18 protein-coding genes are annotated in these 20436 nt (G+C 70.6%); 12 read left to right on the top strand and 6 right to left on the bottom strand.

Annotation, left to right across the window (positions count from 1 at the left end; translation table 11 throughout):
- Nucleotides 1-7 precede the first annotated feature (7 nt).
- From pgeF to ABZZ74_RS03950, 5 genes are all read left to right on the top strand, one after another.
- Entirely contained in the window at nt 8-742 is a 735-nt protein-coding gene (gene pgeF / locus ABZZ74_RS03970; RefSeq protein ID WP_356761719.1) for a peptidoglycan editing factor PgeF, read from the top strand.
- A 5-nt stretch (nt 743-747) separates the two neighbouring features.
- A complete protein-coding gene (locus tag ABZZ74_RS03965) occupies nt 748-1482 on the top strand; it encodes a YggS family pyridoxal phosphate-dependent enzyme (RefSeq protein WP_356761658.1) in 735 nt (244 codons plus the stop codon).
- A 129-nt stretch (nt 1483-1611) separates the two neighbouring features.
- Nucleotides 1612-2253, top strand: a complete 642-nt coding sequence (gene sepF, locus ABZZ74_RS03960) for a cell division protein SepF (RefSeq protein ID WP_133042841.1) — start codon at nt 1612-1614, stop codon at nt 2251-2253.
- Between the two features lie 71 nt (nt 2254-2324).
- Entirely contained in the window at nt 2325-2609 is a 285-nt protein-coding gene (locus tag ABZZ74_RS03955) for a YggT family protein (RefSeq protein ID WP_058925847.1), read from the top strand.
- Between the two features lie 52 nt (nt 2610-2661).
- Nucleotides 2662-3885 carry a DivIVA domain-containing protein gene (locus ABZZ74_RS03950; RefSeq protein WP_356761655.1) on the top strand — a complete coding sequence of 408 codons (1224 nt, stop codon included), beginning with the start codon at nt 2662-2664 and terminating at the stop codon, nt 3883-3885.
- 185 nt (nt 3886-4070) lie between these two features.
- On the opposite strand, the gene ileS is transcribed toward ABZZ74_RS03950, so the two are convergent.
- Nucleotides 4071-7208: an isoleucine--tRNA ligase gene (gene ileS, locus ABZZ74_RS03945; protein WP_356761653.1), complete on the bottom strand. Its 3138-nt coding sequence runs from the start codon at nt 7206-7208 to the stop codon at nt 4071-4073.
- A gap of 594 nt (nt 7209-7802) precedes the next feature.
- Here ileS and ABZZ74_RS03940 point away from each other — a divergent pair.
- The 6 genes from ABZZ74_RS03940 to ABZZ74_RS03915 all read left to right on the top strand — a co-directional run bounded on the left by ABZZ74_RS03940 (nt 7803) and on the right by ABZZ74_RS03915 (nt 13557).
- Complete coding sequence (locus tag ABZZ74_RS03940) at nt 7803-8987, top strand: TraR/DksA family transcriptional regulator (RefSeq protein WP_356761651.1); 1185 nt, start codon at nt 7803-7805, stop codon at nt 8985-8987.
- A gap of 61 nt (nt 8988-9048) precedes the next feature.
- Nucleotides 9049-9624: a signal peptidase II gene (gene lspA, locus ABZZ74_RS03935; RefSeq protein ID WP_208778209.1), complete on the top strand. Its 576-nt coding sequence runs from the start codon at nt 9049-9051 to the stop codon at nt 9622-9624.
- 58 nt (nt 9625-9682) lie between these two features.
- Nucleotides 9683-10627 carry an RluA family pseudouridine synthase gene (locus ABZZ74_RS03930; RefSeq protein ID WP_356761649.1) on the top strand — a complete coding sequence of 315 codons (945 nt, stop codon included), beginning with the start codon at nt 9683-9685 and terminating at the stop codon, nt 10625-10627.
- The gene (locus ABZZ74_RS03925; RefSeq protein ID WP_356761647.1) at nt 10624-11094 is read left to right on the top strand and encodes a GNAT family N-acetyltransferase; all 471 of its coding nucleotides are present in this window, start codon (nt 10624-10626) and stop codon (nt 11092-11094) included. Before ABZZ74_RS03930 ends, ABZZ74_RS03925 begins: the two co-directional genes overlap by 4 nt.
- A gap of 88 nt (nt 11095-11182) precedes the next feature.
- Nucleotides 11183-12769 carry a Na+/H+ antiporter gene (locus ABZZ74_RS03920; protein WP_356761645.1) on the top strand — a complete coding sequence of 529 codons (1587 nt, stop codon included), beginning with the start codon at nt 11183-11185 and terminating at the stop codon, nt 12767-12769.
- Between the two features lie 47 nt (nt 12770-12816).
- Nucleotides 12817-13557 carry an SDR family oxidoreductase gene (locus tag ABZZ74_RS03915; RefSeq protein ID WP_356761643.1) on the top strand — a complete coding sequence of 247 codons (741 nt, stop codon included), beginning with the start codon at nt 12817-12819 and terminating at the stop codon, nt 13555-13557.
- A 25-nt stretch (nt 13558-13582) separates the two neighbouring features.
- Here ABZZ74_RS03915 and ABZZ74_RS03910 read toward each other — a convergent pair whose 3' ends face one another.
- Nucleotides 13583-14713, bottom strand: coding sequence for a mechanosensitive ion channel domain-containing protein (locus tag ABZZ74_RS03910; RefSeq protein ID WP_356761641.1), 1131 nt, complete (start codon nt 14711-14713; stop codon nt 13583-13585).
- A gap of 108 nt (nt 14714-14821) precedes the next feature.
- Here ABZZ74_RS03910 and ABZZ74_RS03905 point away from each other — a divergent pair, with 108 nt between their 5' ends.
- Nucleotides 14822-15391, top strand: coding sequence for a dienelactone hydrolase family protein (locus ABZZ74_RS03905; RefSeq protein ID WP_208778203.1), 570 nt, complete (start codon nt 14822-14824; stop codon nt 15389-15391).
- A 14-nt stretch (nt 15392-15405) separates the two neighbouring features.
- On the opposite strand, the gene ABZZ74_RS03900 is transcribed toward ABZZ74_RS03905, so the two are convergent.
- The 4 genes from ABZZ74_RS03900 to ABZZ74_RS03885 form a co-directional block, all read right to left on the bottom strand.
- Nucleotides 15406-17076 carry an alkaline phosphatase D family protein gene (locus tag ABZZ74_RS03900; RefSeq protein WP_356761638.1) on the bottom strand — a complete coding sequence of 557 codons (1671 nt, stop codon included), beginning with the start codon at nt 17074-17076 and terminating at the stop codon, nt 15406-15408.
- Nucleotides 17077-17170: 94 nt separating this feature from the next.
- Nucleotides 17171-17989, bottom strand: coding sequence for a thioredoxin domain-containing protein (locus ABZZ74_RS03895; protein WP_356761636.1), 819 nt, complete (start codon nt 17987-17989; stop codon nt 17171-17173).
- Nucleotides 17990-18146: 157 nt separating this feature from the next.
- Nucleotides 18147-18839 carry a hypothetical protein gene (locus ABZZ74_RS03890; protein ID WP_356761634.1) on the bottom strand — a complete coding sequence of 231 codons (693 nt, stop codon included), beginning with the start codon at nt 18837-18839 and terminating at the stop codon, nt 18147-18149.
- A 77-nt stretch (nt 18840-18916) separates the two neighbouring features.
- On the bottom strand, nt 18917-20242 hold the full coding sequence (locus ABZZ74_RS03885; protein ID WP_356761632.1) for a DUF2252 domain-containing protein: 1326 nt from the start codon (nt 20240-20242) through the stop codon (nt 18917-18919).
- Between the last annotated feature and the right edge of the window lie 194 nt (nt 20243-20436).

Here is a 20436-nt window from a genome sequence, read left to right as displayed (position 1 = left end):
TGACGTGATGGAGCAACGCTCGGAAACGAGCACAGTGGGCGGCGCGCACTTCGCCTTCACCAACCGGTGGGGCGGGGTGAGCGCCGTTCCGTACGAGGAGCTCAACCTCGGCGGGGCGGTCGGCGACGACCCCGACGCCGTACGCACCAACCGGGAGCTGGCGGCCAAGTCGCTCGGGGTCGATCCGGCACGGGTCGTGTGGATGAACCAGGTGCACGGCAACGAGGTGGCCGTCGTCGACGGTCCCTGGGCGGAGCGCCCGGTGCCGGAGGTCGACGCGGTCGTCACCGCGCGCCGCGGACTCGCCCTCGCCGTGCTCACCGCCGACTGCACCCCCGTTCTGCTCGCCGACCCGGTCGCCGGGATCGTCGCCGCCGCGCACGCGGGCCGGCCCGGCATGGTCGCCGGGGTCGTCCCCGCCGCGCTACGCGCGATGACCGAGCTCGGCGCCGACCCCGCCCGGATCGTCGCCCGCACCGGACCCGCCGTGTGCGGGCGCTGCTACGAGGTGCCGGAGGCGATGCGCGCGGACGTGGCCGCCGTCGAGCCGGCGGCGTACGCCGAGACGAGTTGGGGCACGCCGGCGGTCGACGTGACCGCCGGGGTGCACGCGCAGCTCGAACGGCTCGGGGTGCGCGACCTGGAGCGGTCGCCGGTGTGCACCCGGGAGTCGGGCGATCACTTCTCGTACCGGCGCGATCGCACCACGGGGCGACTCGCGGGATATGTCTGGCTGGACTGAGGGACATGACGGACCGTAAGGGTGAACTCGCCGAAAACCTGGCGAAGGTGGAGCGTCGTATCGCCGACGCCTGCGCCGCCGCTGGGCGCGCTCGCGAGGAGGTGACGCTGATCGTGGTCACCAAGACGTATCCGGCGGGCGACGTGCGGATCCTGGCGGAGCTCGGTGTGCGCCATGTCGCCGAGAACCGGGACCAGGACGCGGCCCCGAAGGCCGCGGAATGTGCGGATCTGCCGCTGACTTGGCACTTCGTTGGTCAGTTGCAGACCAACAAGGTTCGTTCCGTGGTCGGTTACGCCGATATGGTGCACTCCGTCGATCGTGCCCGGCTGGTCACGGCGCTTTCGAAGGAGGCGGTGCGGCAGGGGCGCGAACTCGGCTGTCTGATCCAGGTCGCGCTCGACGCGGAGGAGCCCGCGGCGGGAGGGGGTGGTCGCGGGGAGCGCGGGGGTGTCAATCCCGAGGGAATCGAAGAGTTGGGCGACCTGGTCGCCCGCTCGCCGGGTCTGCGGCTGGACGGTCTGATGACCGTCGCACCGCTGACCGGGCCCTACGCGGGACGTGAACAGGCGGCGTTCGGGCGGTTGATGGATTTGTCGACCGACCTGCGCCGAGCCCATCCGGCTGCGAACATGGTCTCGGCAGGGATGAGTGCGGACCTCGAGCAGGCCGTGGCGGCCGGGGCGACACATGTACGCGTCGGTACGGCGGTACTCGGAGTCCGCGCACGGCTCGGGTAACGTCGCCAGGAAGTCGGACCACAGCAGAAAATATGGTCAATGCCGCCGGAAGGCGGGCACAACGGCCTCGTGGATCGCGGGCACTTGACGGTCGTCAGTCGATCCACCACAGAGCGGAGGACTCAGAGCATGGCCGGCGCGATGCGCAAGATGGCGGTCTACCTCGGCCTCGTGGAGGACGATGGGTACGACGGCCGGGGATTTGACCCCGATGACGACTTCGAGCCCGAACTGGACCCCGAGCCGGAGCGGGACCACCGACGGCACGAGCCGTCCCACCAGTCGCACTTGGCACATCAGTCCCAAAGGGACGAAGAGGTGCGAATCGTACAACCGCCCGCGCCGCGCGAGCCGGTCGCCCGCTCCGCTTCGCTACCCGCGGAATCCGGCCGTCCGGCGCGCATCGCGCCCGTGGCGTCCATCACACAAGAACGCGCAAGCCTGGAGAAGAACGCACCGGTGATCATGCCCAAGGTCGTGTCGGAACGAGAGCCTTACCGGATCACCACACTGCACCCGCGGACCTACAACGAGGCCCGTACCATCGGGGAACACTTCCGTGAGGGCACCCCGGTGATCATGAATCTCACTGAGATGGACGACACAGACGCGAAGCGACTTGTCGACTTTGCGGCCGGATTGGTGTTTGGTCTTCACGGCAGCATCGAGCGGGTGACGCAGAAGGTGTTCCTGTTGTCGCCTGCTAACGTCGATGTCACGGCGGAGGACAAGGCCCGCATCGCAGAGGGCGGGTTCTTCAACCAGAGCTGAGACGCACGACCGGAAACAGCAGTACAAGTAGTACCCAGCAGCACGGAACAGGGGAGAGGGAAGCACCAGCAATGAGCGTGGTCCTGCAGGTCATCTACATCGCGCTGATGTGCTTCCTGATCGTGCTCATCTTCCGGTTGGTCATGGACTACGTCTTCCAGTTCGCCCGCTCATGGCAACCCGGCAAGGCGATGGTGGTCGTTCTGGAGGCCACCTACACTGTCACTGATCCACCGCTCAAGCTTCTGCGGCGGTTCATCCCGCCGCTGCGTCTCGGGGGCGTGGCGCTCGACCTGTCCTTCTTCGTACTGATGATCATCGTCTACATCCTGATCTCGATCGTGAGCCGGCTGTGAGCGATGTGACCTACCGTCTTGCCGATGCCGACGACTACGTTGAGGTGAAGAGATGCCGTTGACCCCCGAGGACGTGCGGAACAAGCAGTTCACGACCGTCCGCCTCCGAGAAGGCTATGACGAGGACGAGGTCGATGCCTTCCTCGATGAGGTCGAAGCCGAACTGACCCGCCTGCTCCGGGAGAACGAGGACCTGCGCGCCAAACTGGCCGCGGCCACGCGCGCCGCTGCTCAGAACCAGCAGAACATGCGCAAGCCCCCGGAGGGTCCCGGCGGTCCGCAGGACCAGCAGGGCGGCATGCCGCAGGGTGGCATGCCTCAGCAGGGCGGTATGCCGCAGCAGGGCATGCGCGGGCCGGGCGCCCCCGTGCCGGCCGGCATATCGGGCCCGCCGCAGCAGCAGATGGGTGGCCCCATGGGTGGCCCGCCCCAGCTGCCGAGCGGTGCGCCGCAGCTGCCCGCCGGTCCCGGTGGACAGGGCGGCCCGCAGGGTCCCGGCCCGATGGGCCAGGGTCCGATGGGTCAGGGCCCCATGGGTCAGGGCCAGATGGGCCAGGGTCCGATGGGTCAGGGCCAGATGGGCGGCCCCATGGGCCAGCCCCCCATGCAGCAGCAGATGGGCGGCCCGATGGGTGGCCCCATGGGCGGTCCGATGGGCGGCCCCGGTCAGGGCCCCGGTGGCGACAGCGCCGCCCGTGTCCTCTCGCTGGCCCAGCAGACCGCCGACCAGGCGATCGCCGAGGCCCGTTCCGAGGCCAACAAGATCGTCGGCGAGGCCCGCAGCCGCGCCGAGGGTCTCGAGCGTGACGCCCGTGCCAAGGCCGACGCCCTGGAGCGGGACGCGCAGGAGAAGCACCGCGTCGCGATGGGCTCCCTGGAGTCCGCCCGCGCCACGCTGGAGCGCAAGGTCGAGGATCTGCGCGGCTTCGAGCGCGAGTACCGCACGCGTCTGAAGTCGTACCTGGAGTCGCAGCTGCGTCAGCTGGAGACCCAGGCCGACGACTCGCTGGCCCCGCCGCGCACTCCGGCTGCCGCGAGCCTCCCGCCGTCCCCGGCGCCCTCCATGGCCCCGGCCGGCGCGAGCGCCCCGTCCTACGGCGGCAACCAGACCATGGGCGGTGCGCCGAGCCCCGCCGGCCCGTCCTACGGCGGCCAGCAGCAGATGACGCCGGCCATGACCCAGCCGATGGCTCCGGTCCGTCCGCAGGGTCCCGGCCCGATGGGCCAGGCCCCCTCGCCCATGCGCGGGTTCCTGATCGACGAGGACGACAACTGACGGCCGCGACACGGTGAGTAGTACGCCGTAGGCGTCGGCAGCGTTCAAGGGCGGGGTCCCGGATTTCGGTCCGGGACCCCGCCCTTTTTCTGCGCGTTGATCGCTGGGCTCTTCCTTCGCGGTGCCCCAGCCGGAACGCCGAAGGCCCGGCCCTCCGAGGGCCGGGCCTTCAGGCGTGCGGGACGCTATGCCTTGCGCAGGCGGAATGTGAGGGACAGGCCCTCGTCCGTGAACGGCTCGCCGTACGAGTCGTCGGCCTCGCCCTGGGCGAAGTCCGTCGCCAGGACCTCGTCCGCGATCAGTCCGGAGTGCTCGCCCAGCGCAGCGACGACCGCGGAGTCCGTGGACGTCCAGCGCAGGGCGATCCGGTCGGCCACGTCCAGACCGCTGTTCTTGCGGGCCTCCTGGATCAGCCGGATCGCGTCACGCGCGAGACCCGCCTGCCGCAGTTCCTCCGTGATCTCCAGATCCAGCGCCACCGTCGCACCGGCGTCGGACGCCACCGACCATCCCTCGCGCGGGGTCTCGGTGATGATCACCTCGTCCGGAGCCAGGGTGATCGTCTCCCCGTCGACCTCGACCGACGCCGTGCCCTCCCGCAGGGCCAGCGACAGCGCGGCCGCGTCCGCGTTCGCCACGGCCTTGGCGACCTCCTGCACCCGCTTGCCGAACCGCTTGCCCAGCGCCCGGAAGTTGGCCTTGGCCGTGGTGTCCACCAGGGAGCCGCCGACCTCGCTCAGCGACGCGAGCGCGCTGACGTTCAGCTCTTCCGTGATCTGACCGTGCAGCTCCCGGTCCAGCGAGTCGAAGCCCGCCGCCGCGACCAGCGCCCGCGACAGCGGCTGACGGGTCTTGACGCCCGACTCCGCGCGCGTGGCCCGGCCGAGCTCCACCAGCCGCCGTACCAGGACCATCTGCTTCGACAGCTCCGGGTCGATGGCGGACAGGTCCGCCTCCGGCCAGGAGGCGAGGTGCACCGACTCCGGGGCGCCCGGGGTCACCGGCACCACCAGGTCCTGCCAGACCCGCTCGGCGATGAACGGGGTCAGCGGGGCCATCAGCTTGGTGACCGTCTCCACGACCTCGTGCAGGGTGCGCAGCGCCGCCTTGTCGCCCTGCCAGAAGCGGCGACGGGAGCGGCGGACGTACCAGTTGGACAGGTCGTCGACGAACGCCGAGAGCAGCTTGCCGGCGCGCTGGGTGTCGTACGCCTCCAGAGCCTGCGTCACCTGGTCGGTGAGCGCGTGGAGTTCGGACAGCAGCCAGCGGTCCAGGACCGGGCGGTCGGCGGGGGCCGGGTCGGCCTCGCTCGGCGCCCAGTCGGACGTACGGGCGTACAGCGCCTGGAAGGCGACCGTGTTCCAGTACGTCAGCAGCGTCTTGCGCACCACCTCCTGGATCGTGCCGTGGCCCACGCGGCGTGCCGCCCAGGGCGAACCGCCGGCCGCCATGAACCACCGCACCGCGTCCGCCCCGTGCCGGTCCATCAGCGGGATCGGCTCCAGGGTGTTGCCCAGGTGCTTGGACATCTTGCGGCCGTCCTCGGCGAGGATGTGCCCGAGGCAGACGACGTTCTCGTAGGAGGACTTGTCGAAGACCAGCGTGCCGACCGCCATCAGCGTGTAGAACCAGCCGCGGGTCTGGTCGATGGCCTCGCAGATGAACTGCGCCGGGTAACGGCTCTCGAACAGCTCCTTGTTCTTGTACGGGTAGCCCCACTGCGCGAACGGCATCGAACCAGAGTCGTACCAGGCGTCGATGACCTCCGGCACGCGCGTGGCCGTCTTGGCGCACGTCGGGCACGCGAAGGTGACCTCGTCGATGAACGGGCGGTGCGGGTCGAGGCCCGACTGGTCCGTGCCGGTCAGCTCGGTGAGCTCGGCGAGGGAGCCGACGCACGTGAGGTGGTCGTCCTCGCAGCGCCAGATCGGCAGCGGGGTGCCCCAGTAGCGGTTGCGGGACAGCGCCCAGTCGATGTTGTTGTTCAGCCAGTCGCCGTACCGGCCGTTCTTGACCGTCTCCGGGAACCAGTTGGTGTTCTCGTTCTCCTGGAGGAGGCGGTGCTTGATGGCCGTGGTGCGGATGTACCAGGACGGCTGCGCGTAGTAGAGGAGCGCGGTGTGGCAGCGCCAGCAGTGCGGGTAGCTGTGCTCGTACGGGATGTGCTTGAAGAGGAGGCCGCGCTGCTGGAGGTCCTCGGTGAGTTTTTCGTCCGCCTTTTTGAAGAAGACACCGCCGACCAGCGGGACGTCCTCCTCGAAGGTGCCGTCCGGGCGGACGGGGTTGACGACGGGGAGGCCGTAGGCGCGGCAGACCTTGAGGTCCTCCTCACCGAAGGCGGGGGACTGGTGGACCAGACCCGTACCGTCCTCGGTCGTCACGTACTCGGCGTTGACCACAAAGTGCGCGGGCTCGGGGAACTCAACCAGCTCGAACGGACGTTGATAGGTCCAGCGCTCCATCTCGGTGCCGCTGAAGGACTCGCCGGTGGTCTCCCAGCCCTCGCCGAGCGCCTTGCCGACGAGCGGCTCGGCGACGACGAGCTTCTCCGTGCCGTCGGTGGCGACGACATAGGTGACCTCGGGGTGCGCGGCGACCGCGGTGTTGGACACCAGCGTCCACGGGGTCGTCGTCCACACCAGGAGCGCGGCCTGACCGGCCAGCGGACCGGAGGTGAGCGGGAAACGGACGTACACGGAGGGGTCGACGACCGTCTCGTAGCCCTGCGCCAGTTCGTGGTCGGACAGACCCGTGCCGCAGCGGGGACACCAGGGGGCGACGCGGTGGTCCTGGACCAGCAGGCCCTTGCCGAAGATCTCCTTCAGCGACCACCAGACCGACTCGATGTACTCGGGGTCCATCGTGCGGTAGGGGTCCTGCAGGTCGGTCCAGTAACCCATGCGGGTCGTGAGCGCCTCGAAGGCGTCCGTGTGCCGGGTCACCGACTCACGGCACTTGGCGTTGAACTCCGCGATGCCGTACTTCTCGATGTCCTGCTTGCCGCTGAAGCCGAGTTCCTTCTCGACCGCGAGCTCCACCGGGAGGCCGTGGCAGTCCCAGCCGGCCTTGCGGGCCACGTGGTAGCCGCGCATGGTGCGGAAGCGAGGGAAGACGTCCTTGAAGACGCGCGCCTCGATGTGGTGGGCGCCCGGCATGCCGTTCGCGGTGGGCGGGCCCTCGTAGAACACCCACTCGGGGCGGCCCTCGGACTGCTCCAGGGTCTTGGCGAAGATCTTCTGCTCGCGCCAGAAGTCGAGCACCGCGTGCTCGAGCGCGGGCAGGTCGACCTGGGCGGGCACCTGGCGGTACGTCGGCGTTGTCATCAGCGAGCTTCCTCCGGCGGACTTGCTGCCTTCCGTCCGGAGGGACGAGAGCCGTGTCTTTCTCTACGCCGGTTTCGGCGCGCTCCCGCGGTACCACCCTCCTTGGCCCTCCGGCGCGTGGTGTGCACCGGTGAGCCCCCTCATTGGGGTCGCGATGCCGGTTCTACTGCCCCTCGCGGGGGTTCCTCCGGCGGCTCCGGGGTGATCTTCGCGTCGCGCTCGCCCCCGGGCTTCCACCGTCCCCGGGTCGCTCTGGGCTGCGTACGCCGCTACTCGTCCCCATCCACGCTTTTCGCTCCGCCCAGTGTACGGCGCCGCGCGGACAGCGGCCGACCGGTTTTCGGGTACCCGGGGGTGGCGGTGCCCTACGGCCGGATGTGACCCGAATGGAGCGGTACGTGTGTTCGGATCCTGGGACGGACGGCACGGCGGATTACCCCGCGGGGAGCTGGGCACAACGCATGCAGGCTTGCGGAGCGGCGTGCGCGAGCCGGGCGAATCGGGCGGTGCGCCCCGTTGCCGCGGGACTCAAGTCGATTTATCGTCCCAGCACGATTCGCGTGCAAGATCACAATATGTGAAGGGGCCGCGGCCATGGTGGCGAAGAAGACCGCCGTACAGCAGTCGGCGTCCGGCAGGTCCACACAGGCCTCGGGCGGTGCGGCCAAGGATGTGAGCGGCAAGAAGAGGGTGAGGACGGTACGGGGGGCCGCCGGCGGGGCAGCGAAGAAGACGGCCGGCAGGGCGGCGACGGCCGAGAAGACGGCAGCGAAGAAGACGACGGCGGGGAAGTCGGCATCGAAGAGCACCGCAGCGGGGAAAACCGCGGCGGAGAAGTCGGCGGCGAGGAAGACGGCGGCAAAGAAGACGGCCGCAGCGAAGAAGGCGGCAGGCAAGGAACCGGCCGCGGGTAAGAAGGCGGCGGTCAAGGAGATGGCTGCGGGTAAGAAGGCGGCGGTCAAGGAGACGGCCGCAGGTAAGAAGGCGGCGGCCAGGGAGACGGCCGCAGGTAAGACGTCGGCGGTCAAGGAAGCGGATCCGGGGAAGAAGGCCGCTGCGAAGAAGGCCGCTGCGAAGAAGGCCTCCGGGAAGGAGGAGGCCACGAAGCGGGCGGCTGCCGGGAAAGCGGCCGCCGGGAAAGCGGCCGCCGGGAAAGCGGCCACCGGCAAAGCGGCCGGCGGCAAGGTCGCCGCCAAGAAGGCCGCCGGCGCCGAGAAGGCCGCCGCGGCGAAGAAGAGCAAGAGCACGGCCAAGAAGGCGGGCGCGGCGCAGACCGCGGAGCAGACGGGAGCCACAACAGTGGTTGCGAAGAAGACTCCTGGCACGGCCACGGCGGCGAAGACCGCCGTACCCAAGGCGCGGATCGCGGCGGCTGTGGAGCCGGGCGAGCTCGCGGTGCGCCCCGGTGAGGACCCCTGGACGCCGGAGGAGGTCGAGGAGGCGCGTGCGGAGCTGCTGTCCGAGGAGCAGCGGCTGCGTGACGAGATCACGTCGTCGGAGCAGGCGCTGCAGGGCCTGATGCGGGACTCCGGGGACGGCGCGGGCGACGACCAGGCGGACACCGGCGCCAAGAACATCACGCGCGAGCACGAGATGGCGCTCGCGGCCAACGCGCAGGAGATGCTCACCCAGACCGAGCACGCCCTGCAGCGGCTGGACGCCGGCACCTACGGGCTGTGCGAGAACTGCGGCAACCCGATCGGCAAGGCCCGTATGCAGGCCTTCCCCCGGGCCACCCTGTGTGTGGAGTGCAAGCAGAAGCAGGAACGCCGGTACTGAGGGCCCACACACGCGTGCCGTACCCTCGTGCTCAGTCAGGTACCTAGGTTGAGGGACTCACGTGGCAGAGGCGGAGCGCATCATCGGTACGCCGGATTCCCCGGAGGCGGCGGGGGCCGAGTCGCAGCGGGACGGGTCGGCGCCGCCCAGGGGCAGGCGCAAGATCGCCGTGCTGTTCGCGGTGGCCGCCTTCGCGTACACGCTCGACCTGGTCAGCAAGCTGCTCGTGGTCGCGAAGCTGGAGCACCACGCGCCGATCGAGCTGATCGGTGACTGGCTGAAGCTCGAGGCGATCCGCAACGCGGGCGCGGCCTTCGGCTTCGGCGAGGCCTTCACCGTGATCTTCACGGTGATCGCTGCGGCGGTGATCGTGGTGATCGCCCGGCTCGCCCGCAAGCTCTACAGCCTGCCCTGGGCGATCGCGCTGGGCCTGCTGCTGGGCGGCGCGCTCGGCAACCTCACCGACCGGATCTTCCGCTCGCCGGGCGTCTTCGAGGGCGCGGTGGTCGACTTCATCGCCCCCAAGGGCTTCGCTGTCTTCAACCTGGCCGACTCGGCGATCGTGTGCGGCGGCATCCTGATCGTGCTGCTGTCCTTCAAGGGGCTGGACCCGGACGGCACCGTCCACAAGGACTGACCGGCGGTTGTCCACAGGCGCGGTCGGGACGGTCGGCGCTGTCCGGCATACTCGACGGGTGAGCACGATTCCCGAGATCCGTACCCTGCCCGTGCCCGACGGCCTGGAGGGCGAGCGTGTCGACGCCGCCATCTCCCGCATGTTCGGCTTCTCCCGGACGAAGGCCGCGGAGCTCGCCGCGGCGGGGAAGGTCACGGTCGACGGCTCGGTGGTCGGCAAGTCCGAGCGGGTGCACGGCGGCGCCTGGCTCGAGGTCGAGATGCCGCAGGCGCCCGCGCCCGTGCAGGTGGTCGCGGAGCCGGTCGAGGGCATGGAGATCGTGCACGACGACGAGGACGTGGTGGTGATCGTCAAGCCGGTCGGCGTGGCCGCCCACCCGTCGCCGGGCTGGACCGGGCCCACGGTCATCGGCGGGCTCGCCGCGGCCGGCTATCGCATCTCCACCTCGGGTGCCGCCGAGCGCCAGGGCATCGTGCACCGGCTCGACGTCGGCACCTCCGGGCTGATGGTGGTCGCCAAGTCGGAGCGCGCGTACACCTCGCTCAAGCGGCAGTTCAAGGAGCGCACGGTCGACAAGCGGTACCACACGCTCGTCCAGGGCCACCCCGACCCGACCAGCGGCACCATCGACGCGCCCATCGGCCGCCATCCCCACCACGACTACAAGTGGGCGGTCACGGCCGACGGCAAACCGTCCGTCACGCACTACGACCTCATCGAGGCCTTCCGCGCGGCCTCCCTGCTCGACGTGAAGCTGGAGACCGGCCGCACCCACCAGATCCGCGTCCACATGGCCGCCCACCGCCACCCCTGCGTCGGCGACCTCACCTACGGTGCCGACCCGACCCTCGCCAAGCGGCTGCACCTGACCCGGCAGTGGCTGCACGCCGTCCGGCTCGGCTTCGAGCACCCCGGGGACGGCGAGTGGGTGGAGTTCGCGAGCGACTATCCGGCCGACCTGCAGAAGGCCCTGGACCAGGTCCGCGAGGAGACGTACGGATGAGCACGCGCGCCTACGACGTACGCATCGCCGAGGACCCGGCCGATCTGGAGGCGTGCTTCGCGGTGCGCAAGGAGGTCTTCGTCGGCGAGCAGGGAGTGCCCGAGGACATCGAGTACGACGCGTACGACGCCGTGGCCCTGCACGTGCTGGCCGTGCGGGACGACGGGGTGCCGCTCGGCACCGGGCGGCTGCTGCACGGGGAGGCCGCCGCGCCGAAGGTCGACGGCGACCTCTCGGTGGGCTCCCTCGGGCGGCTCGCCGTCACCCGGGAGGCCCGTGGCCTCGGCGTCGGTGTGGCGCTCGTACGCGCCATCGAGGACGCGGCACGCGCGCGGGGGCTGACCGCGGTGGACCTGCACGCGCAGACGCACGCCCTGGGGTTCTACGAGCGGCTGGGGTACGCGGCGTACGGGCCGGAGTACCCGGAGGCGGGCATCCCGCACCGGGCCATGCGGCGCACCCTGTAACCAAGGGGGCCGAAAGGGCTGGTGGGATCGGTGTCGTGGCAGGCTTGAAGTCCGCCTCCCGTCCGTCGATCCTCCCGGAGCGCTGACCGTGGATCAGTTGGCCCTGCTGTTCGTCCTGTTGCTCGGGGCCGTACTGAGCGTCCCGCTGGGGGACCGGTTCGGGGTGCCGGCGCCGGTGCTGATGACCCTGCTCGGGGTCGCCCTCGCGGTGGCCGACTTCGTGCCGAACGTGAACGTCCCGCCCGAGCTGATCCTGCCGCTGCTGCTGCCGCCCCTGCTGTACGCGGCGGTGCGCCGCACGTCCTGGCGGCAGTTCGCGGCGAACCGGCGGCCGATCTTCCTGCTGGCCGTGGCCCTGGTCTTCGTCACCACCCTCTGTGTGGCCGTCATGGCCCACGCCATCGTGCCGGGACTGCCCGTCGCCGCCGCCGTCGCGCTCGGCGCCCTGGTCGCGCCGCCCGACCCGGTCGCGGCGACCGCGGTCGCGGGCCAACTGGGCCTGCCCCGCCGTCTGGTGTCGATCCTGGAGGGGGAGGGCCTGTTCAACGACGTCACGGCGATCGTGCTCTACCACGTCGCGGTCGCCGCCGCGGTGAGCGGCGAGTTCCACGCGGGCCGCGCCGCCCTCGACCTGGTGCTGTCCGCCGTGGTCGCCGTCGCGATCGGCGTCGCCCTCGGCTGGGGCGCCAACAGGCTCCTCGACGTGCTCGGCGACGCCACCCTGCAGGTCGGTCTGACGCTGCTCGTGCCGTACGCCTCCTACGTGCTGGCCGAGGAGTTGCACGGCTCCGGGGTGCTGGCCGTGCTCACCACCGCGCTCTTCCTCGCGGAGTACGCGTCCGACCCCGACGACGTGATGACCCGGCTGGCCGGGCACACCTTCTGGGACATCGTCGACACGCTCGTCACCGGTGTCGCCTTCGGGCTGATCGGCCTGGAGCTGCACAACGCGATCCGCACCGCGTCCGGACGGTGGGGCGAAATGCTCGGCTGGGCGGCGGCGGTGCTCGCCGTGGTGGTGCTGGTCCGGCTCGCCTGGCTGCTCCCGGCGACCTGGCTCACCAAACGGCTGCACGCCAGACGGGACCACGACGAGGACATCCCGATGGGCTGGCGCGAGACCATCGTGATGTGGTGGTCCGGGATGCGGGGCGTGGCCTCGGTGGCGCTGGCGCTCGCGATCCCCCTGACCACCGACGACGGTTCGGCCTTCCCCGACCGGGACGAGATCGTCTTCATCGCCTTCGGCGTGATCATGGGCACGCTGGTGCTGCAGGGCCTGACCTTGCCCTGGCTGGTGAGGAGGCTCGGGGTGCAGGCCGACACCGAGCACGAGAAGGCGTTCGAGAAGGAACTCGCCGTACGCGCCGCCAAGGCCGCCAAACGCAGGCTCAAGGAGATCGAGGAGGTCGAGGACCTGCCGGACGAGCTGTCGGAGCAGATGCTGCGGCGGGCCCTGGAGATCGGTGTCCGGATCAGCCCGGACATGGGCGAGGAGGAACGGCGCGAGGCGCATGAGATGCGGGTGCGCCGGCTCAAGCGGATGCGGCGGATCCAGGGCGAGCTGCTGAGCGCCGCACGGCACGAGGTGATGGCCGCGCGCAGCGAGCCCGGGGCGGACCCGGAGATCGTGGACCGGGTGCTGCGCCATCTCGACGTACGCAGCCTGCGCTGACCGGAAATGGTTGCGCGCGCCGTGCTGCGCGTGCGTAGGGTCGGATCATGGCTCGTAATGTGGTGATCAGCGGTGGAGGTACGGGAATCGGGCTCGCGGCGGCGCGGGTGTTCGCGGCGGAGGGTGACCGCGTCCTGCTGCTCGGGCGGCGGGCCGAGGTCCTGCGGAAGGCCGATGTGCCGGGGGCGTCGACGTACGCCGCCGACCTGGCCGACACCGCCGCCGTGCGCGGGGTCGCGGAGTTCGTGGCGGAGGAGTTCGGGACCGTGGACGTGCTGATCCACGGTGCCGGCGGCACCGGGCAGCTGGAACCCCCGGCCGAGAGCGAGGACCCGCTCGACCGGGTCGCGCACAACTGGACCGTCAACTTCCGGCTCAACACCCTGACCGCCGCCCTGCTCACCGAGGCCCTCAAGGACCGGCTCGCCTCCCCGGGCGGACGGGTGCTGTTCGTCAGCTCCATCGCCGCCTACCGGGGCTCCGGCAGCGGGGCGTACGGAGGCGCCAAGGCCGCGTTGCACCCGTACGCCCATGACCTGGCGCGGGAGCTCGGGCCGCGCGGGATCACCGCGAACGTGGTCGCGCCCGGCTACATCGAGGACACCGAGTTCTTCGGGCCCGCCATCGACCCGGCCCGGCGCGAGCGGCTCGTCGCCGACACGCTCGACAAGCGCGCCGGCACCCCCGGCGACGTGGCCTCGACCCTGCACTGGCTGGCCTCACCGGGCGCGGCCCACGTCACCTCGCAGGTGATCCAGGTCAACGGGGGCGCCGAGCGCGGGCACTGAGCCCGTACGGCGCCCCCCTGTTCGGCTACTCGCGCGCTCGGCGCGCCGCGGCGGCGTCGCGGCGGCCGTCGAGATGCCCGTTCACACGGCCGTCCAGGTGGTCGTCGAGGGCGGGCCGGCTCGGCGGCAGCACGGCGTCCGCCGTGTTGACGCGGGGCAGCGCGTACGGGTGCTCCGCGCACAGCCAGCTGAGCATCTGCTCGCGCACCGCCACTCGTACCGTCCAGATGTCGTCCGCGTCCTTCGCCGTGACCAGGGCGCGGACCTGGATGGTGTTGGGCGTGGAGTCGGTGACCACGAGGTTGTGGGCGCGGCCGTCCCAGGCCGGGCACTCGCGCAGGATGTCCCGCAGCCGCTCCCGCATCGCCTCGACGGGCGCCGAGTGGTCGAGGTGCCAGTAGACGATGCCCGTCATCTGGTTGCTGCCCCGCGACCAGTTCTCGAACGGCTTGGAGGTGAAGTACGACACCGGCATGGTGATCCGGCGCTCGTCCCACGTCCGCACGGTCAGGAACGTCAGGGTGATCTCCTCGACCGTGCCCCACTCGCCGTCCACCACCACGGTGTCGCCGAGCCGCACCATGTCGCCGAAGGCGATCTGCAGCCCCGCGAACATGTTGCCCAGCGTCGACTGGGCGGCGACACCGGCGACGATGCCGAGGATGCCGGCCGAGGCCAGCAGCGAGGCACCGGCCGCGCGCATCGCCGGGAACGTCAGCAGCATCGCGGCCACGGCCACCACGCCGACGATCGCCGCGACCACGCGCATGATCAGCGACACCTGGGTGCGCACCCGGCGGACCCGGGCGGCGTCGTGGTGGGCACGGGCGTACCGGCTGTAGGAGGTCTCGACGATCGCAGCCGCGATCCGGATCACCAGCCAGGCCGCCGCCCCGATCAGCACCAGGGTCAGGAACTGGCCCACCGCGACCCGGTGTTCGCGCAGCAGCCGGGCCTCGTCGTAGGAGCCTCTGAGCATGGCGGCGCACAGCACGAGCTGGTAGGGGATGCGGCCACGGCGCAGCAGACCCCACAGCGGGGTCTCGCTGTGGCGTCCGTCGGCCTTGCGCAGCAACTGGTCGGTGGCCCAGCCGATCACGAGCGTGAGGACGACCGAGCCGCCGATCACGATCAGCGGGCGGAGTACGTTCTCCATGCCTCCGAACCTAACCGGCTCTCCGGGGTCATGAACATGTGACTTCCGGCGCGAAGGGGGTACGGCGGTCGCGGGGCGTTGTCAGTGCCGGCTGGCACCATGGGCCTCATGAACATCATGCTCTTTCACTCGACCTACGGCCTCAGGCCCGGGGTGCGCCTGGCCGCGGACAGGCTACGCGGTGCCGGACACGAGGTGTGGACCCCGGACCTCTTCGAGGGGCGTACGTTCGAGACGGTGGAGGAGGGCATGGCCTTCAAGGACCGGATCGGCAAGGACGAGCTGCTCAGAAGAGCCGTGCTGGCCGCCGCGCCCTACTCCGAGAGGGGCCTGGTGTACGCCGGGTTCTCGCTCGGCGCCTCCGTCGCGCAGACCCTCGCCCTCGGCGACGAGAAGGCCCGCGGGCTGCTCCTCCTGCACGGAACGTCGGACATCGCGCCGAACGCGTCGGTGGACGATCTGCCGGTCCAGCTGCACGTGGCCGAGCCCGACCCGTTCGAGACGGACGACTGGCTGAGCGCCTGGTATCTGCAGATGCGCAGAGCGGGCGCGGACGTGGAGATCTACCGCTACGCCGGCGCCGGCCACGTCTACACCGACCCCGAACTGCCGGACTACGACGAGGAGGCCGCCGAGGCCACCTGGCGGGTGGCGCTCGGCTTCCTCGAGACGCTCTGATCGGACCGGTCTGATCAGACGGGGTCGTACGTCCGCTCGACCTTCTGCGTGCCGCTGCGGGTGCGGTACGAACGCTCCCAGGAGGAGGTCGCGTTCTTGTCCGTGCGGTCGGACAGGACGTAGTAGTCCATCTGCGCGCGATCGGCGGTGATGTCCAGGACGCCGTAGCCGTGGCGATCGGTGTCGACCCAGTGGACGTGCCGGTTGGCGGCGCGGATGACCGGTGACGCGATCGCGGAGACCGTGCCCTCGGGGACCTTAACGATGTCGTCGAGGTTGTCGGAGGTCACCGAGGTCACGACGAACTCGGTGGCGGCGGAGGCCGACAGCGGGTACGTACCGGCGTCCAGAGGCACGTCGTTGGCCCACGCCATGTGGATGTCACCGGTCAGGAACACGGTGTTGCGGATGGCGTTCGAGGTCAGATGGGCGAGCAGTTCGCGCCGGTCGTCGGTGTAGCCGTCCCACTGGTCGGTGTTGACCGCGAGGCCCTCCTGCGGCAGTCCCAGCAGCTTGGCCAGCGGCTTGAGGAGGTCGGCGGAGAGCGAGCCGACGACGAACGGCGCGATCATCACCGAGTTGCCGACCAGCCGCCAGGTGGTGTCGGAGGCCTTCAGCCCGGCCTTCAGCCAGTCGAGTTGGGCGCGGCCGGTGATCGTGCGGTCCGGATCGTCCACCGAACCGGAGCCGGAGGTGGCCTGCTGGGAGCGGAAGGAGCGCAGGTCCAGCAGGGACAGGTCGGCGAGCTTCCCGAAGCGCAGCCGCCGGTAGGTGGTGCCCGCGATCGCCGGACGCACCGGCATCCACTCGAAGTAGGCCTGCTTGGCGGCCGCCTTGCGGTCGGTCCAGGTGCCCTCACCACCCTCGGTGTGGTTGACCGCGCCGCCGGACCAGGCGTTGTCAGCGAACTCGTGGTCGTCCCAGATCGCGACGACCGGCGCCTTCGCGTGAAGCGCCTGCAGGTCCGGGTCTGTCTTGTACTTGCCGTGCCGGGTGCGGTAGTCGGCGAGCGTGAGGATCTCGTTGGCCGGCGCGTGCGGCCGTACGACCGTGCCGCGGGCCGCGTACTCACCGGACTTGTACTCGTAGATGTAGTCGCCGAGATGCAGCCAGGCGTCCAGGTCGCCGCGTGCCGCGAGATGGCGGTACGAGGCGAAGTAACCGCCCTCCCAGTTGGCGCAGGAGACCACGCCGAAGCGCAGGCCGGTGACGGCCGCGTCGGCGGCGGGCGCGGTGCGGGTGCGGGCGGCGGGGGAGTCCGTGCCGCCGGCCGAGAAGCGGAACCAGTAGTCGGTGGCCGGCTCCAGGCCCCGTATGTCCGCCTTCACGGTGTGGTCGGAGGCGGCGGTCGCCGTGGTCGAGCCCTTGGCGACGATCGTCGTGAAGGCCTTGTCCCGGGCCACCACCCAGCTCACCTGGGTGTCCGGGCCGAGCCCCGAGCCGGGCACCGCCTCGGCGGTGGGCGTCACCCGGGTCCACAGCAGGACGCCGTCGGGCAGCGGGTCGCCGGAGGCGACGCCGTGCAGGAACTGCGGGGTGTCGGCGGCGGCCCTGGCGGGCAGGGCGGCGGCGAGCGGGCCGGCCAGAACAGCCGTCGCCGCCGCGGCCTTGACGACCGTACGGCGGCGGGGCGAGCGCGAGTTGAGGTCCTGGGACGCCTTGGTGGATCTGTATCGACTGGTCACGGGCGAACAGGTTACTGACCGGTACGCGCAAGAGCGGGCGAACTCGCAAAAGTTCGCCCGCTCTTCCCTCGGAGGTCGTTCGCCGACCCCGGGATCAGGCCTTCAGGGCCGCGTCCACCACCTGGTTGAACTGCTCCACCGTCATCGGCGGGTTGCCCTGGCTGTCGGCCGTGAGCATCTTGCCGTTCATGACGAAGCTCGGCGTGCCGGTCACGCCGTCCTTGTTGTCGTCGAAGGTCTTCGACATGGCCATCGCCCAGGCGTCGTACGTGCCCTTCTTCACCGCGTCCTGGAACTTGGTGTTGTCCTTCAGCGCGGGCACGGTCTGGGCGACCTTGATGAGGTAGCTGTCGTCCTTGAACTTGTCGGTCGTCTCGTCCGGGTGCCACTTCGTCGAGTACAGGGCGGTCTTGTACGCGAGGAACGCGTCGTCGCTCACGTTCAGGGCGGCACCCAGGGCGCTCAGCGCGTTCTTGGAGCCCTGTCCGTTGTCCTTGTTGTCGATGAACGTGCCACCGATGTACTGGATCTTGAACTTGCCGCTGTCGATGTCCTTGATCACGGTCGAGCCGACGGTCTGCTCGAACTGGGCGCAGACCGGGCAGCGCGGGTCCTCGTAGACCTTGAGGGTCTTCTTCGCGTCGGCCTTGCCTATGACGACGGTGGTGCCCTTGGTGCCCGTCGTGTTGGCCGGGGCCACCACCTTGGCGTCCTTCAGGCCCGCCCAGTAGCTGGGCTTGTTGGCCTGAACGACCGCGTAGCCGATGCCGCCGGCCGCCGCGAGGACGGCGACGATCGAGCCGGCGACGATGATCTGCCGCTTCGCCTTGGCCCGCTTGGCCTGACGCTCGCGCTCCTGGCGCAGCCGCTCCCGGGCCGCCGTCTTGGCCGCCTGGGTGTTCCGCTTGCTCATGTTGGTGTTCTCCATGTGGGACGCGCATATGTCGTGCGCGGGATACGTGTGGGGGACTGCTCGTGCTCAGTGCTCAGTGCTCAGTGCTCAGTGCTCAGTGCTGTTCGGTGCTCGGCGCTCGTGAAGGGCGATGGGCGCCGTCGGCACCGGATGTCGTTCAGGCGAGGGCGAGCGGCAGCGGTGGTCCGCGTCGGCCCAGGGAGTGCACGAGGAGCCGGTCACGCACGACGGCCGGGGCGAGCTCGGGGCGCCCGAGGCGCCGTACCGTCGAGACCGGGCGGACGGTGACGGCGGCGACCGCCAGCAGCAGCGGCCGGAAGGTCGTGGCGGCCACCGCGCGCAGCAGCTGGGCCAGCGCGCGCTCGCCGCGGCGCAGCCAGGCGGCGGCGAGCAGGCCGACGCCGACGTGGGCGCCGAGCAGCAGCCAGGCGGTGGCCGGGTCGGCGTGCGCGAGCAGCGCCGCGAGGCGGTCGGGGTCCGCGCCGGTGACCTGCGCCAGCGGGGTGCCGACCTGGGTGTTGCTGCCGCACAGCACGTCCCAGCCGACCGAGGCCAGGGGGCCGGCGACCGGGCCGCCCGCACGGCCGTAGCAGACGTGCTGGCCGGTGGTGAGGATGGTGTCGGCGGCCAGCTCCAGCGGGATCAACAGACCGGCGATCGGCCAGAAGCCGCGCTCACGGCCGGCCAGCGCGTAGGAGACCGCGAACACGGCGGCGGCGAGCGCGGCCACCGTGTTCAGCGGCAGCGGGACCCGTGACAGCAGCACGTGCGACGCGGTGCTGAGCGTCACGACGAGTGCCGTGAACAGCGCCGCGCGCAGCGCTCTGAGTCGGGTCCCGGAGATGTCCATAGCGTGGAGAGTGTGTCACGTGCTCCGGTAAGGGACCCTTAAAAGGTCCCTGTGAGATGACGGACTGTGCCGGACTGTTAGAGACCCGGAATCCGCCCGTTGCGGAACAGGTCCACGAAGATCTGGTGGTCGGTACGCGCGCGTGCGCCGTAGTCGTGCGCGAAGCCGACCAGGAGGTCCGCGAAGCCGTCCTCGTCCGCCGCGATCGCCGCGTCGATGGCCCGCTCGGTGGAGAACGGCACCAGGGACTCGCCGGAGGTGTCGTCCGCCGCCGCGTGCATGGTCGCCGTCGCCCGGCCGAGGTCGGCGACGACCGCCGCGATCTCCTCCGGGTCGTCGATGTCGCCCCAGTCCAGGTCGACCGCGTAGGGCGAGACCTCCGCCACCAGCTGGCCCGCGCCGTCCAGCTCGGTCCAGCCCAGCCACGGGTCCGCGTGCGCTTGCAGGGCGCGCTGGGAGATCACCGTGCGGTGGCCCTCGTGCTGGAAGTAGTCCCGGATCGCCGGGTCGGTGATGTGCCGGGAGACGGCCGGGGTCTGGGCCTGCTTGATGTAGATCACCACGTCGTTCTCCAGGGCGTCGCTGTGCCCCTCGAGAAGGATGTTGTACGACGGCAGCCCGGCCGACCCGATGCCGATGCCGCGCCGGCCCACCACGTCCTTGACCCGGTAGGAGTCGGGGCGGGCCAGCGAGGAGTCCGGCAGCGTCTCCAGGTAGCCGTCGAAGGCCGCCAGGACCTTGTAGCGGGTGGCCGCGTCCAGCTCGATGGAGCCGCCGCCCGGAGCGAAGCGGCGCTCGAAGTCACGGATCTCCGTCATCGAGTCCAGCAGCTCGAAGCGGGTCAGCGAACGGGCCGCGCGCAGGGCGCCCAGCAGCGGGCCCTCCGCGGTGTCCAGGGTGAACGGCGGCACCTCGTCGCTCTTGGCGCCGGTCGCCAGCGCGTGGATCCGCTCGCGGTACGCGCCCGCGTACACCCGCACCAGCTCGCTGATCTGGTCGTCGCTGAGCGCCTTCGCGTACCCGATCAGCGCGACGGAGGCGGAGAAGCGCTTCAGGTCCCAGGTGAACGGGCCGACGTAGGCCTCGTCGAAGTCGTTGACGTTGAACACCAGACGGCCGTTGGAGTCCATGTACGTGCCGAAGTTCTCCGCGTGCAGGTCGCCGTGGATCCACACGCGCGAGGTGCGCTCGTCCAGGTACGGGCCGCCGCGCCGATCGGCGTCGAGGTCGTGGTAGAAGAGGGCCGCCGTGCCCCGGTAGAACGCGAAAGCGGAGGCCGCCATCTTGCGGAACTTCACCCGGAACGCGGCCGGGTCGGCGGCCAGGAGCTCGCCGAAGGCGGTGTCGAAGACGGCGAGGATCTCCTCGCCGCGCTGCTCGTCGTTGAGCTGGGGAACCGACATCGCGGGATGCCTCCTGGTGCATGGACGGGTGCGACAGCGTGTCTGCCGCTTCAACGGGCGGCGGGTCACGGAAGTGCCCGCGACCCCCGCTGTGAAGGTACGCGGGGGAGCCCTCGGATTGTCAGTGCCGAGGCATAGACTTCGACGCTGACCCCAGGACTGTCGCCGGCCCGTCGTCCACCGTTTCCTCTGGA

The sequence above is a fragment of the Streptomyces sp. NPDC006476 genome (genome assembly GCF_040612015.1).
GTDB lineage: Bacteria > Actinomycetota > Actinomycetes > Streptomycetales > Streptomycetaceae > Streptomyces > Streptomyces griseorubiginosus_B.
The sequence above is the reverse complement of the archived record's forward strand: the minus strand, read 5'-3'. Positions and strand labels throughout refer to the sequence as shown.

Bases quoted from the DNA above. Each gene is read 5' to 3' on its own strand.
- pgeF (WP_356761719.1), top strand. From the start codon at position 8: ATGGAGCAACGCTCGGAAACGAGCACAGTGGGCGGCGCGCACTTCGCC.
- ABZZ74_RS03965 (WP_356761658.1), top strand. From the start codon at position 748: ATGACGGACCGTAAGGGTGAACTCGCCGAAAACCTGGCGAAGGTGGAG.
- sepF (WP_133042841.1), top strand. From the start codon at position 1,612: ATGGCCGGCGCGATGCGCAAGATGGCGGTCTACCTCGGCCTCGTGGAG.
- ABZZ74_RS03955 (WP_058925847.1), top strand. From the start codon at position 2,325: ATGAGCGTGGTCCTGCAGGTCATCTACATCGCGCTGATGTGCTTCCTG.
- ABZZ74_RS03950 (WP_356761655.1), top strand. From the start codon at position 2,662: ATGCCGTTGACCCCCGAGGACGTGCGGAACAAGCAGTTCACGACCGTC.
- ileS (WP_356761653.1), bottom strand. From the start codon at position 7,208: ATGACAACGCCGACGTACCGCCAGGTGCCCGCCCAGGTCGACCTGCCC.
- ABZZ74_RS03940 (WP_356761651.1), top strand. From the start codon at position 7,803: ATGGTGGCGAAGAAGACCGCCGTACAGCAGTCGGCGTCCGGCAGGTCC.
- ABZZ74_RS03925 (WP_356761647.1), top strand. From the start codon at position 10,624: ATGAGCACGCGCGCCTACGACGTACGCATCGCCGAGGACCCGGCCGAT.
- ABZZ74_RS03915 (WP_356761643.1), top strand. From the start codon at position 12,817: ATGGCTCGTAATGTGGTGATCAGCGGTGGAGGTACGGGAATCGGGCTC.
- ABZZ74_RS03910 (WP_356761641.1), bottom strand. From the start codon at position 14,713: ATGGAGAACGTACTCCGCCCGCTGATCGTGATCGGCGGCTCGGTCGTC.
- ABZZ74_RS03905 (WP_208778203.1), top strand. From the start codon at position 14,822: ATGAACATCATGCTCTTTCACTCGACCTACGGCCTCAGGCCCGGGGTG.
- ABZZ74_RS03895 (WP_356761636.1), bottom strand. From the start codon at position 17,989: ATGAGCAAGCGGAACACCCAGGCGGCCAAGACGGCGGCCCGGGAGCGG.
- ABZZ74_RS03890 (WP_356761634.1), bottom strand. From the start codon at position 18,839: ATGGACATCTCCGGGACCCGACTCAGAGCGCTGCGCGCGGCGCTGTTC.
- ABZZ74_RS03885 (WP_356761632.1), bottom strand. From the start codon at position 20,242: ATGTCGGTTCCCCAGCTCAACGACGAGCAGCGCGGCGAGGAGATCCTC.